Consider the following 14,496-nt stretch of genomic DNA (forward strand, 5'->3'; position numbering starts at 1 on the left):
TTCACCTCGAGTTAATATATATCATGAGATCTCTATGTCTTTTCCAGCTCCCAAACGAAATAGTTTTAGTAGCTGAGGATCAAAAAGTAAAATATATTTGAAACCCAGTTGACTGAGTGTTATTTTGATTTCTTCATGAAATTTCAATGCTGTGGACACAATCACAAGTGAACTTTGTTTATATGGTGTTAGTTCTGTTATAGGTTGTACTGTAATCCCTAAAATCTCACTTAAATTATTCATCTTCTCTGAAACCGCAAAAGAAAGGATGTTAATCTCCTTAAACTGTTGAAAATACTCAGCAACCTTAACACCTATATTACCAGCACCATAAAGGATAATTTGATCGAATTTCCTTGCATAACGTAAAAACTCATATTCTTTTCTTTCAGCTTCTTTGACGTAGTTATTTATATCATCTAAAGCAAGCAAATAATTTTCTGAGATAGGATGCCCTGATCTGAATAAATATTCAATTTCTATAGAGTCATTAATTTCAGTTGCTAACAAACACAATTGCACATTTCCTTCAGATATGTGCTTGTACATAGCCGGGTACAAATCAGCACGACTTGTTTGTATCGTGAGATTATGCAGCTTACTTAGCCCATGTTCCTTGGAGACCCTTAATAAATCTAAGATCCCCTTGGCCCAATCTATTGCCATTTCAGCGGTAACTACATTAGATTTGTACCCTACCCGGTAACAATAGGTAATTTTAGGTATAGAATAAAATTCACCAGCTATCATCATTGCCTTTACAAGAAAAGGTGGATCTTCATACCTCGTATATAAAGGAAACTCAATTCTTTCTCTTCTCAAAAATTGAAGATCATACATAAACCTTGTAAAACCGAAGTGGAACTGGTATTCAGAATAAACAATTTTTCCTTCTTCATGAAATGCATAATCTTTGTAATCCCCTGTATAATTGGAAATTACATCACCATTCTTAGAATGGCTAAAGGATCCTCCACATATCATTACATGATGAGTTTTAGCTTTAGCATATAAACATTCCAAAATATCAGATTCAGGATAAAAATCATCCGAATCCATAAAAATAACAAATTCACCTTTTGCTATTTTTAATCCATTATTTCGAGAGCTTGCTACACCTTGATTATTCTGATTTAAAATTATAATTCTACGATCTTTTTGCTCATAATCCATAAGAATCTGATAAGAGTCATCTGTAGAACCATCATTAATACAAATAATCTCTATATCCTCTAGGGTCTGAATCAGTACGCTGTCTAAACATTCTTGTAAATATTTTGCTCTATTGTAAACCGGAATAATGACTGATACTTTAGGATTGTTCAACTGATTACACTCCTTAGACCTCTTTTTCATCGTTATAACTTTTTAATGTGACAAGGCCAAAGAAAAAAATCAATATTTCGCTAAAATCTTGACTCTCGATCAAACTGATAATGAACAGTATTAATCAGGTTTCTTACCTCGTCACATGCAAAAACTTTTCCATAATGCTCGCCATCGTTATGGACTCCTCAGCAGTGAGTTTATAGTTACGTCTCGACATTTCACTTATATTACGAACAAAGTCAGCAAGCTCAAAGCGCATCCCAAACCCGGGAAACGGTGCAGAGAAACTTTCATTATGCTCATAGTTCTCATAACAAACCTCAAATGTTTTTGTTAGCCACCAAGGTGATTTCACTTGAATATAGCCTTTCGTACCGGAAACTAATAACTGCCCCTCACTTTTAACACCTATACCTGTCTTCACTGTAGCAATCGCATCATCAAAGCGGAAATACGCTTTTGTATAAATATCTACACCATTATGACCTTTAAAACAATCAAACCGCAGGTCATTAAATTTGGTTCCCAACAACTTTAAAATCGGCAAAAGATTGTAGCTGGCCAGTTCCGTAAAGCTCCCCCCCACGGTGGGAATATACTCCCTAGCCCCAGGATCATTCGGTACAAGCTTTGTAAATGTTGCTTCAACGTCATAAATCTTCCCGATTCGTCCACTTTTAGCGATAGCCAAGAGATTCAAAAAGCTGGGAGCGTATGCAGTCTTGATCGCTTCCATCAGAACAAGGCCTGTCCGTTGTGCCAGATCATACAACTCACGAGCTTCATTTTCCCTCAACACCATTGGTTTTTCACAAAGAACATGCTTTCCTGCCAGCAGAGCCAAACGTGCATATTCATAATGAGTTTCGTGTGGTGAAGCAATATAAACCCCATCAACTTCGTTTAGAAAGTTCTCATAATTATCAAATGCTGTAGCCAGATCAAATCGCTGCGCAAAAACTTTCGCACTACTTAAGCGAGGATTAAATACAGATGTAGCCGTAATACCACTTACAAACTTCACTTCAGACATCGTTCTCTCTGCGATACGACCGCTACCCACAATGCCGAGTCGGATATTTCTATGTCTTTCGATACGAAGTTCTGTGCTAGAAACATCCTTCGTTCTTTCGAGATATACGACTTCGCAATATTCATTCAAATAATCGAATGTGCCACGCCAATCTGAGCCGACAACAAAAGTATCAATGTTGAACTTTTGAACATCCCCAATCTTCTGACTTTCATGATCCTCCACAATGATTTCATCGGCATAACCACAACTTCTCACATTGTCTATACGACGCATTAAAGAATCAACAACATTCATTTTCCCACGCTGGATATCATATTGTTCAGTCGTCACCCCAACGATGAGATAGTCACCAAGAGCTTTGGCACGCTCAAGTAACCTGCGGTGGCCTTCATGAAATAGATCAAAAGTTCCGTACGTTATCACTTTTTTCATACAATTCTCCCCGGCTCAATTCCTAATGAACGTAAACGTGATACAATCTGTGAATGATAAGTTGTAGAAGCAATCACAATGCGATCATATTGTTGTTCCATAGAACGTACCTCCTCAGCTGTCAAACAGCGTTGTCCCTCAAAACAATCACCAGGCTTGGCATAAGTATCTGCAAAAGCGACAATTTTGCAGAAGTTCAGTTCAGACAATTGGCGGTAATATTGTTCACCAACTTTGCCAATGCCGTAGATGATAATTCGCTCATTTTTATTTACCTTATCATAGGGGAATAGAAATTGGATTCCTTCACCAATCTTTTTCGCTTTACCCGCATGATCGGCTCTGGGTGGGAGCGTAATCTCCTGCAAGTGGCTGCTAGATACTTTTTTAGTGTAAGGAAAGAAAACTAGATCAACACCTAACGTTCTAAGTTCATCTTCTTCACAGGCCCAACCATCAGAAATATGATCATCTCCGCTAAACATAGCATCGAATCCGTACTTTTCTAATGCATTACGCTTATGAAGCAGTAATTCAGTCGTAACGTCAACCTCGTCCACATATTTAAGCGCTGTAATTATTTCCAGGCGATCATGAAGCGGTATAGTCGGCCATTTATTTTTACTTCTGGATACCAACTCATCTGTAAGCACACCGACAATTAACTTGTTACACCTTCTCTTCGCTTGGCGGATTAAATTCAGATGCCCGATATGAAACATGTCAAAAGAGCCGGAGATATACCCAACGTCCCAGTGTTTATTAGTCTCTGATGCTAGCAACTTTTAATCCTCCAATTCTATTGTTAATCCTTTAACTCTTAGCTTCTCTATAAAGAACTATATTTTAAGCCATCAATGAAAACAAAGTATTCCTGTATCCGCATTTCCTCAAGCTGTTGGGCTATTTCTTGGTGATAGACACTCGCGATAATAAGCCGTGAATTCTCATCGAGTAATCCAGGAAGTTCTATTGGAGAATGTATTGGTACACCGTATGCGTAACTCCCCCATGCATCCTTCCTATTGTCAAATGCACAAACAACATTCAGATCTTTACTGTAACGTTTCATCCAAATTCGCAGGCTATCGCCCGCGCCAAAAATAAAAACCTTCTTATCTTCGATACCATTCAACATGTCAGTATAACGACGAACATAATCTTTGTACGGACGTCCTAGATCTATAACAGTAGACTTTCCATGTTTTGAGGTGCGATCTTTCAAATCCGGCTCATATAATCCTCCAGGATAAGATGTAATCAAGGTTTCCTTGTAACCTACAGGTACAGGAATTTTCAAGTCCTCAAAATCCATTTCTACACTCTCAGAAAACCACTTTTTATCATAAACTCTTCTACCATATTCTCCACCGAGAACAGGCATTGCGTAGTATAGCTGGTTAGAATACTTGGAGCAAAAACGCTCATAACGCTCTGCAAGAACATCATATTGTCCTGAAATGCCCCCGGAACTATAACAAAAATATTCTTTTCCTTCTGAGATTTCAGCACCCTCACATTCATCTAGTGCAGCCGAAGCATACATTTGCTTTTGCATCTGAAGAACAGTATCCTGGACATCCCTGGCTACTCTGCCATTTGGCATATCATCAAGCGGAAGGATGTCGATATAGGCTCCCATATGGCCACCACGTGTGTATCCATTAGGAAAGTTTACAAGGACAGCTGTATCACTCCGCCGCAGCCTTATGAAATGAGAAGCAGCTGCTGGATCATTTTGTGGTGTTTGCAGGAAATAAGGTTCACTAAACCAATGCTGGGAAAGTCTTAAACGTTCATATTCTCTACGCGGCAGCGCAATATCAATATCTTCATCCCACGGAATAAATCCATTATGACGTACCGCACCAAGTAGTGTGCCAAACATAGAAAACCAAGTTAAACCCTCACGTTCGGCAACTCGTGCAAACTCTTTAAGGATATCTAGCTCAATAACTTGTAAGTCATTTAGTTTGTTCACCAATTAATTCTCCCAGCGTGTATATAGGTATAGTTAATTTTTGTTCCAGTTCACTTTTTACTGTGTCACCTTTATAAAAGCTTACAATTAAAACATCACTATCGCTGAGACTTTGATTATTCTCAAGATTTTCAACATTACAGAGACTTTGATCTAAAATCGTTTGCACGGCTAATCCGCTATCATCCAAGAGTTTTTTTAAAACGATCCCCCGTGCACCAAGCCCATAGATTGCTGGACGTTTCATCCCCATACTCTCTAATTTAGCAATAACAGGTAGGAATCTGTAATATCGGTGGATGATTTGAGATTGTTTCACAATATTTCTCTCGGTCTGCTCCGTCTCACGGTCAAGTTGAAGTGTCCCGTCACCAAACACTTCTTTATATGTCTGTAACTCAGCCTGCTCTGATAACCAATCAAACCGTTCTGTAATTCCGTAACGTGTTTTCAACATTTCAAGCCAGATATCCCTGCGTGGATCTGCACTAAACGCCGGAGAATAGTTCAGTGACAAAACTGCCCTTGTCAATGCCACCTCAGGTACAACATCTTCCCAAAAGTATTCCTGATCGATAAAAAGCAGTTCATCATTGCGTTCGTCATAAAAACAATTTGCCGGAACTAGCTCCCAATAGCACTTTCCATTCTTTGCAGCCTTCATGATAGCTTCGTGAATACGATCAAACTGTGAGATCATCTCTTCAACATCAAAAACTCCATCTGAGAGTTTTTTTGCCCAATAATCCCATAGTGTAGGCAAGTTCATACGTGGCATGACCAATGTATCTTTTACTAATCTCATCTGAATTGTATTCACACCGAGACCCAGCAGTTCTTCGTGGTTAAGCAAGGTTCTCTGTAAGCTTGCTTTACCCTCAGGGTGAAGAGCCGTCTTGTACACTGTACCGTCATCACGAACTGTTGTGGCAAAACGTTTAGCAGGTTCACGGTAAATTGTGACTGCAGCGTAATCCACTGCACAAGGAGGGGCCTCCTTGCTCACCCGAGCCTCAACAAAATATGCTCCACACATAAATTCAAATGCTCCACCTCGAATGACCTCTCGATAGAGTGGACGCTCATCAAATTGTAAAGATATATCTTGTCCTAGATACGGAACAAATCGCTGATTCAAAAATTCATCAGGAAGATAGTTCTCTGAATATACTTCCCGTGTAAAGTAATGGTCGGTTAATGGATAATACCACTTTTGACCTTCAAAACCAGCAAGTCTCAAACGAGTTTGTAGCTCTGCCTTACTTGGGAGCGGATTCTCCCCTCGCCCAAATAACGTGTCGTAGGGCAATCCTGTATCTACCGACCGTTTACCTGCCCAATACCTTAATGCAAAAGGATTCTCATATACCAGGAGAAGACGACCATCCGCACCCAATTTTTGTTTATAAGATGCCAAAGCCTCCACTGATAAATCCTTTTCCTTTGGATCCATGACCATCTCATAGGTAATTCCCTCTTCAAAAGGATACCAACTGAAAACGGAATCTTTCCATGGAGAGTTTTCATAGTATTCTCTTAATTTGCTGCTTAACATAGAAAACACTACCTTTTAATTAATTTGTGAATGGAGTTGCCAATTCGATAAATATTACAATTTGTCAAGAAGCATATAATATGAAACTGGGTGTGACTTTCGTTTACTCTCAGGAGGAAGTTGCATGTAATCACCAAATTTATGCTTTAAATATGCATTATAATCACGATGCCCCAGTAGCTTAAGGTTTTCGAATGAATACTCAACAGTTTGTTCAAACCATTCTTTCATGCCCTCGCTATATTTATCAGGAGCGGGAAACGTAATTGTCCGTACACGCTTGCTTTTTTTTCGATTCCCTCTATTCGTAAAATGCTGTAGATGATTGGAGACCACCTGAAGTGGAATTTTGCTCAATAGTGAGTACACGCCTCTCATCACTGGGTTACGGTCTGTTTTTTTGCCTACTTCCGACCATAAGATTTTCCGAATAACGGTGCAGTGAAGGTTATGCAGCTTCTCAGCAATTTTCCCGTCAGGCACGTTGTCGAATGGGAAAATATCGATAAAAATCCCGGATTCATAAGGCATATGAGCTTGTCCTTCCCTGAGGAAGTACGTGTTTTTCCTTCTAATCTTGCCATATCCCCAGCGATAACCAGGAGTAGCCCGCATGTCTTGAAAGTAAAACCGGCTATGATCTAAATCCGTTTCACACACTTGACGAAACTTTTCATATTCTTCTCGAAGCAAACCAATATCTGCATCATCGTCCCAGGGTATATAACCTTTATGGCGGATAGCACCAAGCATCGTACCGCCAATCATAGCATAATTAATATCGTGCAAACGGCATATTCGATCTACTTCTACCAACATTTCCATTTGTATAAGTTGAACGGCTCTCAGATCCTCTGAGGTAAGCGGACCTTTTTTTATGTGATCAAGTTTCATGTCATTTACCATAAGCTAAAACATCCTTTGCCCAATCGATCCGGTTAACGATCACTGAATCTACCCCAATACTTTCTGCAAGTTTGAGTTCTTCGTCACTTGTTACTGTCCACGGACGGATGAGTATTCCCCTCTTGTTGCAATCTTCCACCAGAGCAGGATAACGCAACATATGCACACTTGGATGTAATGCTTCAGCTCCAACCTTCTCGCATTGCTCCCCCGTGACTAAAATCCCTCCACCACATAGCAGTGCTGTTTGGGAGGCTGGCTCCAACTGTTTAATTTTTTGAACAGAATAATGGTTGAATGACGACCACACAATCCGGTCAGACATCCCATATTGTTCAACGACTTTTAATGCGATAGATTCAATTCCATCATAATAAATAATCCCTGTTTTCAACTCAATATTTATGGTCATTCCTGTTGGCTCCAACAATTCTAACACTTCTGCCAACGTAGGGACTTCCATAAACCATGGTTCGATCAGACCTCTTTTATTAAAATTAAGCTTCTTGATCTCGGATAGTGTAAAGTCTTTCACCCATCCTTGACCATTGCTGGTTCGATCCACAGTTTCATCGTGAATAACAACGACTTCCCCATCTTTGGTGAGCTGAACATCAAGTTCTACCCCATCTACTCGCATTTGAGCCGCCAATTCAAAACCCTCTAGCGTATTTTCCGGTGCAGAAGAATAGGCCCCACGGTGACCCCATATTTTCATTTAAGCCACTCTGCCTTTCCATCTATAATGATCTTGTCATTACCTGCACCAAATCTCACAAAACGGATCTGCCGTTTCTCTGTATTTACAACCATAACGTCGAAGGCTTCTTGTGAAGAATCTCCTAATTTACGATGAGGGGTAATAAAACCTGGTGACTTATATTCCGTAAAAGCTTCACATTTTGAATTCAATATCGATAAAATAGGAAATCCTTCTGCATTATCTATCAAATCACCATGATTATGACCATTGATGAAAGCCAAAATTTTATCGGAATGCTCATGTAATACCTTCATCAATTCTTCTTCACCGCGCATTATTTTGGCCCAGTATTGTAAACGGCCAATAGGTGCAACGTGAGAAAAAATAACCACTTGCCAATCAGCAGGTGTGCTTACCAATTGTTCATTGACCCACTGGATACATGACGCATTGTATCCATAACGCAAAACTTCGTTCGGATCAAAAGAATCGAGAAAGATAAAACGTAGTCGTTGGTCTGCAAAATCAACAGCATATCGCGGTTCATCTCTGCCTAGATAAAGCTCGCATTGTTCTTTTAAGGAAAAGGGATCTGGGTTATTTTTAAAATAATTTGAATCATGATTCCCCAGTGTTGCCCATATAGGAACGTCACACTTTCTTAGATCGCTAAGAATGTTTTCAACATAATAACGACTTACCTCACGTGTTGTCATGCCGTCTGTAAAATCCCCGAGGTGAATAATTCCATCGAAATTCAACTTTTGATGAAGCTTTTGGATAGCTCCAGCTGTATCATTCCATGTCCCGTTCACTGTATAGTGTGAATCTGTCAAAAGCAAAAAGGAAAGTTCATCACTCTCCTGTGCATCCGTGACACACTTCGAAACCCGATTCACTTCTGCTTGTACCCAAGGCTGTATTTGATGCAGGTAAGGCTTCTTTCTCTGAAAAGAAAGTATATGATTGATATCCTCGTGTCCTTCAAAATCAGTTCCATCCATTTTCCTCAAGCATATTCGAAAATAAACACACTCTGAAAAAGTATACTGATCTTGCCTGTATGTGTTTCCATTCAAGTCGTATCGATAAACCGTCCAGTTCTCTTCGGGGGCATAATCATAGGTATATATCCAGCGATCTTCGATCTTCGGCGCATAGGTTGCGACATTAAACTTATACTGCGAATCCATAAGCCTTATCTGATCTCCAGGTTGTGCAAAATAAAATACAGGAGTACTTAGCATTTCCGGATGTCCCAGTTCTTGCAGACCATCGCCTGCCCGTATCTTCATCCCTGCTAGACCCATTAATGAAATCTTCAAAGCTTACCTCCTCTGCTTTCTTCTTTGTCCTTCGTAATCTTTATGGTGACTCATTAACCTATCGTTCTCCCAATTCGTTTCTCACTGTGTCCAGTGCATTTCTGACAATTTGCCACATGTCATAATATTTATATTCAGCTAGCCTTCCGCCGAAAATCACATTTTCCTCTTGATCTGCAAGCTCTTTATAACTTAAATAGCTCGTATTATTTTTCTGGTTATTAACCGGATAATAGGGCTCGTCCCCTTGTTCATACTCTTTTGAATATTCACGTGTAACGACTGTTTTTGGTTGAGTACCAAATTCAAAATGCTTATGTTCAATGATACGGGTGAATGGTGTCTCCTGATCTGTATAATTCACAACGGCATTACCTTGAAAATTCGGTTTGTCGAGAACTTCAGAGTCAAATTGTAAAGTACGATACTCCAGTGCTCCGAACCTGAAGTCATAGAACTCATCCAGCATGCCTGTATAAACGATTTTAGCGGCAATACGATCGAAGTATTCTTTTTGAGCGAAATAGTCTGTATTTAATCTAACCTCGCTGCCTTCAAGCATCTTTTCAATGATTGGTGTATATCCGCCAACAGGTATACCTTGATACTGATCATTAAAATAGTTGTTATCCCAAGTGAAACGAACAGGTAATCGTTTAATAATAAATGCCGGAAGCTCCTTGCAGCTACGTCCCCATTGTTTCTCTGTATACCCTTGAATTAACTTTTCATAAATATCACGTCCAACCAATGAAAGCGCCTGTTCTTCAAGATTTTTGGGTTCTTCACACTTCAAGCGCTGTGACTCTATTATTTCTCCTGCTTCTGTTGGATCAGTAACTCCCCATAATTGATAGAAGGTATTCATATTAAATGGCAGATTGTATATCTTACCTTTAAAATTGGCTATAGGTGAATTAGTATAGCGGTTAAAGGTTGCAAAACGATTGACATATTCCCATACTTCTTTATCGTTCGTATGAAAAATATGTGCTCCATATTTGTGTACATTTATACCTTCAACCTGCTCGGTATAAATGTTCCCCCCAATATGATTACGCTTGTCGATCACCAGGCATTTTTTATTCCGTTTTGTAGCCTCGTGTGCAAACACGGCACCAAATGGCCCTGCGCCCACTATCAAATAATCATATTCCATTAGCTCAACACCGCCCTCTTCGAATTTTCATAGATTTCGACCCCGGCTTTTCCATCAGCATGTGCGATATGTGCATGTTGAAGTTCGACTTGCTGTTCGAGTCGTTTCGATACCCACGGCTCAAGCGAAGGCTGCGAAATCATCTGCAGCAGATTTTCAAGAGTCGCAAAGTAAGGATGTTCCCAAAATGCACAACTGTTAGCATCTATAAAATCTCTTTCCTGTTTATGCATCGAGAAATTGTTCATATTCCTTGCGTCAATTGAAAGTGTAATGCTTTCTTCACACAGAACTCCTGTAGCTGGGTCAAATTGAATAAATAAGTTACTATGTTTTTCCGTAACATAAATATGATCTGTAGCGTTTGATGACACATAAAAGTATCCAGTATGAATGATTTCGGAAGATAAATCGTTGCTTTGGAAACTAGCCGGACAAAAATCATCTACATAAGAATACGAATCGTTTACCAAACTAAACTTAACCATCTGTTGTGCGCCAACTGGGACTAAATATAAGTAATCATTAAAATATAATATTTTTTGGAAAGGACCTAACTCATCTGCCGATTTGATTTCAAGATTTGGTTTGTATTTTAGAATTGAACTATCCTCTATATTAAAGCTAACTAATTCTGGACTTTCCAAGGGTAACAACCAGTAGCCCTTATTGATTAATACTATATCTGAATAACCATATTTCCCGTTTCCCAGAACATTCAATTTAGTCGTTTTGTGGATTAAATCAATCTCCATAACTGCATCGGCATTAATAAATGCCAAAACCAGTAAGCCTCTTTCCTCATCATGAACACCATTCGAGAAAAATCCTAGTTCAGGATTGCTATTCTCTCTAACAGAATCCACCCAATCATCTATAAGTTCTGTACTGTTATCCTCCATATTGAGTTTGACAATACCCGGGTAGTGTAATGGGATAAAGTAGAGCGAACCCTCGCATTCAATAATTTTTGAGAATTTACTATGAACGTTATAGTTTATGTCTTTTGGTACAGGTAGATCAATATACTCAAAAGTGGACTCTGTTATATCGTATACAGCGATCGCGGTAGCAGAGTGTGGAGAAAAATATAATTTATTTCCACTTTGATGAATAGAGTGGTATACTCTCCAATCCAGCATTTTCTCATTCGCAAAATTCCCCAAATGTTCCACATTCCATGTCTTCTTATCTAATCGAAAGAAACCATTCATATGCAACGTTAGAAAATATAAACATTCCTCTGTATCGCATATACTTCCAATGGAAAGAAGACTACTTAAATCTTCATTTTGAACCATTAGTGGTTTTGGCATGCATTGATACATCGGCACTAGTGAAGTAGCATCTCCGTAAAAAGCAGAGCTTAAGTTTAGAGCCCGATGTAAATCTGCAGTATCATCATAAATCCCATAGCCCTCCCACTTGTACTCATTAATAAGTTGTGTATACTCATCAAAGAGCAGTGGACGCATGGAGCTGTAAGTAGCCTCACTCAAAGGGTGAGGGCGCCACCAAAGAACGATATCATCATGGTTGCGGAAGGTATTGAATACAGACCGCAATTTTGCAATATACTTTTCATTCCCTTTAAGGATGGGACCTACTGAGGTGTTATAGAGCACAATTTTTTTCCAAGTCCCATCCGATTTAACAATGAATTTTTTCCATTCATCGGGCAGTGTGAAATCGTCTGCTTTGGAGTTAATTATTTTATCAAATTTAGGAGAACCGGAAGCCACGATCTTTTCCTCCAGTTTCCCGAATCCACCCACGCAGTTTTGATCTTGTTCGTATGCTTGAATGGCATTAACATAAGCTTCACGAACTCGATCAGACTGCACAAATATTTTGTCAGAATAGACCAGCCCTGCTGAGAGAGCGAGTTGTTGTTCAACCTCATTGGATGTTACAAAATAGGGAGAATAACATAATAATTCAGTGTATTTCTTCAAATGATTACTATAATAATCTGGATGAACAGTAGTAATTACATTACCACTATCATAGGCATTATGAATGAAGCTAATATCTGGGCGTCGTTGCTCCATGTTGTAATCTTTCCAATTTACGATAGGTACATATTCAGGAAATTGATCGCCTTCATAATGCGCTCTTCCTAACTCACCACCAGGGAGCCGATCAAAATAAGGAATTGGAATGACGTAAGCATCACATGCTGGGTCTTCTTTTGCTGCAAACCAAATAGATTCGAGCGCATCCCACATCGACGCTTTATAAGGAAAGAATGCAACTTCAATTTTGTTTGGCTTAAGTTCATTGTTAATACTCTCTTCAATCAGGTTAAGTTCTTGTTTAAGTTGACTGGTAAATCTTACATCAGTGGTTTCGATCACTACGGCCACATCATAAAGACTTTTATGATAGTCGGTTAACAATTTAACCGTTTGTGTATCATCACCCTCTAACTTTTCGATGAACTCCCCGATCTGTACCACTGCATTTTGGCAGTCTATCAAAAGATTAATTACCGTTGAGAAGTTTCTATTAAGGAACTGGCGATTAATCTCATTGATTACTTCATATATAGATTTCACTATATTAAGAATTTGCTTTTGTTGGTATTTTCTCATCCTATTTCCGCCTCTGTATAAATTTAATCTGCATACTTCAACTATTATCAAGACCAGGGATTAACAAAATAGGTTCTGAGACCGAGATCAAACAGTGGGTGCATACACTGCTGAACAATTTTATGTTATATAGGTTTTATCGGTATAATTCTCCTATTATTGAAGTGTAAGCCTACATTTTGAACCTGGTATATTGTACAAATTAAATATGATGATAGGCACCTTTCTTAGCCCCCTTTAGGTACAAATAGTCTACTGTTATTCGATCATTTTTTTTTAAATTGTGCCGACGTTACCCGGTTTTTTTCTACATTATTAATATTCGGAGCTATAAAGAGGAGTTTAGCAACCTATTACTGAATAATATATGGTAGAAATGTAATCTTAAATCCTTATTATTAATAGACTTATTGCACGCCAAGGGGAGGATACCATGCAGAATTTGAAATTTACAAAAAATTATAGAAACAATGACACACTTCGGAACAGTTTTTTCGAACTCGCTGCGAGTACATTTGATATCCATTTTGAAAATTGGTACCAACAAGGGTGCTGGGGCGAAGGATACATCCCTTTTTCATTTGTTGATGGAGATCAGGTTGTTGCCAACGCTTCTGTCAATGTCCTTGAACTCGTCATCCACGGGCAGAAGAAAAAAGCGATCCAAATCGGCACGGTGATGACACATCCCGACTATCGCGGGAAAGGACTATCTGCTCGTTTAATGAACATAATTTTAGAGGAATACGAAAACAAGTACGATCTCATGTACCTTTTTGCCAATGAATCCGTTCTTGATTTCTATCCCAAGTTTGGGTTCCAAGCTGTAGAAGAACATTTATTTTCAATGGACTTTCATTGTACAGCTAACCCATTAGAATCTGCGAACCTGCGGAAACTAGATGTAGCTGACGCAGACGATTTACACCTTATTCAACAATTAGCATCGCAAAGATTGCCTGTATCCAAGCGGTTTGCAACCGATCGTACTCCTGGCATATTCATGTTTTATTGCTTGAATGTATTTAGTGATGATATTTATTATTTGGAAAACGAAAACGTCATTGTTATTTATCAGAAAGAAGATAATCATATCGACCTCTTCGATGTTGTCAGCTCAAACGAAATCAATATGAAAGATATTCTGAATAAGATTGCGGATGCAGATACGGAGAAAGTAACGTTTCATTTTACTCCAGATGATGATGAGGATATGAATTTTAAAAGTACGATTAACAATGATGGCTTATTCGTAAAAAACCATGGTGACAACCTCTATCCCGTAGACGTCAAACATCCGATTACATCAATCGCTTAGCGTTTTATTTAATCATGATAAGTTAACAATAACTTCCCTCGTTAAAATTAAAAAACGATCAAAAAGGAGCAGGTTCCCCCTGCTCCTTCGCTATGTGAAACTTCATTCTCTTATTGAACGTAACACTTCAGAACGATAAACTATGAAGTAAACAGGTA

Annotated in this window: 11 protein-coding genes and 1 pseudogene; 1 reads left to right on the forward strand and 11 read right to left on the reverse strand. The window is 38.9% G+C overall.

Annotated elements, in window-relative coordinates:
- Window positions 1–21: 21 nt before the first annotated feature.
- From ACR8BL_RS12500 to ACR8BL_RS12550, 11 genes and pseudogenes are all read right to left on the reverse strand, one after another.
- Window positions 22–1,326 (reverse strand): glycosyltransferase family 2 protein, encoded by a 1,305-nt coding sequence (locus tag ACR8BL_RS12500; RefSeq protein ID WP_434756692.1) that lies wholly within the window; start codon window positions 1,324–1,326, stop codon window positions 22–24.
- Window positions 1,327–1,459: 133 nt separating this feature from the next.
- Window positions 1,460–2,425 (reverse strand): Gfo/Idh/MocA family protein, encoded by a 966-nt coding sequence (locus ACR8BL_RS12505; protein WP_434753108.1) that lies wholly within the window; start codon window positions 2,423–2,425, stop codon window positions 1,460–1,462.
- Window positions 2,426–2,797: pseudogene (locus ACR8BL_RS12510) on the reverse strand (adenylyltransferase/cytidyltransferase family protein); the annotation flags it as partial.
- On the reverse strand, window positions 2,794–3,579 hold the full coding sequence (locus ACR8BL_RS12515) for an adenylyltransferase/cytidyltransferase family protein (RefSeq protein WP_434752908.1): 786 nt from the start codon (window positions 3,577–3,579) through the stop codon (window positions 2,794–2,796). The pseudogene ACR8BL_RS12510 and the gene ACR8BL_RS12515, both read right to left, overlap by 4 nt.
- Window positions 3,580–3,626: 47 nt before the next feature.
- Window positions 3,627–4,778 (reverse strand): LicD family protein, encoded by a 1,152-nt coding sequence (locus ACR8BL_RS12520; protein WP_434752909.1) that lies wholly within the window; start codon window positions 4,776–4,778, stop codon window positions 3,627–3,629.
- Entirely contained in the window at window positions 4,762–6,333 is a 1,572-nt protein-coding gene (locus ACR8BL_RS12525; protein ID WP_434752910.1) for a hypothetical protein, read from the reverse strand. The genes ACR8BL_RS12520 and ACR8BL_RS12525 overlap by 17 nt, the downstream gene beginning before the upstream one ends.
- 54 nt (window positions 6,334–6,387) lie before the next feature.
- Window positions 6,388–7,239 (reverse strand): LicD family protein, encoded by an 852-nt coding sequence (locus ACR8BL_RS12530; RefSeq protein WP_434756694.1) that lies wholly within the window; start codon window positions 7,237–7,239, stop codon window positions 6,388–6,390.
- On the reverse strand, window positions 7,229–7,957 hold the full coding sequence (locus ACR8BL_RS12535; RefSeq protein WP_434752912.1) for a glycerophosphodiester phosphodiesterase: 729 nt from the start codon (window positions 7,955–7,957) through the stop codon (window positions 7,229–7,231). Before ACR8BL_RS12535 ends, ACR8BL_RS12530 begins: the two co-directional genes overlap by 11 nt.
- Window positions 7,954–9,267 carry a metallophosphoesterase family protein gene (locus ACR8BL_RS12540; protein ID WP_434752913.1) on the reverse strand — a complete coding sequence of 438 codons (1,314 nt, stop codon included), beginning with the start codon at window positions 9,265–9,267 and terminating at the stop codon, window positions 7,954–7,956. The genes ACR8BL_RS12535 and ACR8BL_RS12540 overlap by 4 nt, the downstream gene beginning before the upstream one ends.
- 58 nt (window positions 9,268–9,325) lie before the next feature.
- A complete protein-coding gene (gene glf, locus ACR8BL_RS12545; protein WP_434752914.1) occupies window positions 9,326–10,426 on the reverse strand; it encodes a UDP-galactopyranose mutase in 1,101 nt (366 codons plus the stop codon).
- On the reverse strand, window positions 10,426–13,020 hold the full coding sequence (locus ACR8BL_RS12550; RefSeq protein WP_434752915.1) for a hypothetical protein: 2,595 nt from the start codon (window positions 13,018–13,020) through the stop codon (window positions 10,426–10,428). Before ACR8BL_RS12550 ends, glf begins: the two co-directional genes overlap by 1 nt.
- A 433-nt stretch (window positions 13,021–13,453) precedes the next feature.
- On the opposite strand from ACR8BL_RS12550, the gene ACR8BL_RS12555 reads away from it, so the two are divergent.
- Window positions 13,454–14,338 (forward strand): GNAT family N-acetyltransferase, encoded by an 885-nt coding sequence (locus ACR8BL_RS12555; RefSeq protein WP_434752916.1) that lies wholly within the window; start codon window positions 13,454–13,456, stop codon window positions 14,336–14,338.
- Window positions 14,339–14,496 lie beyond the last annotated feature (158 nt).

It is taken from the genome of Paenibacillus amylolyticus (assembly GCF_051136285.1).
Taxonomy (GTDB): domain Bacteria; phylum Bacillota; class Bacilli; order Paenibacillales; family Paenibacillaceae; genus Paenibacillus; species Paenibacillus amylolyticus_F.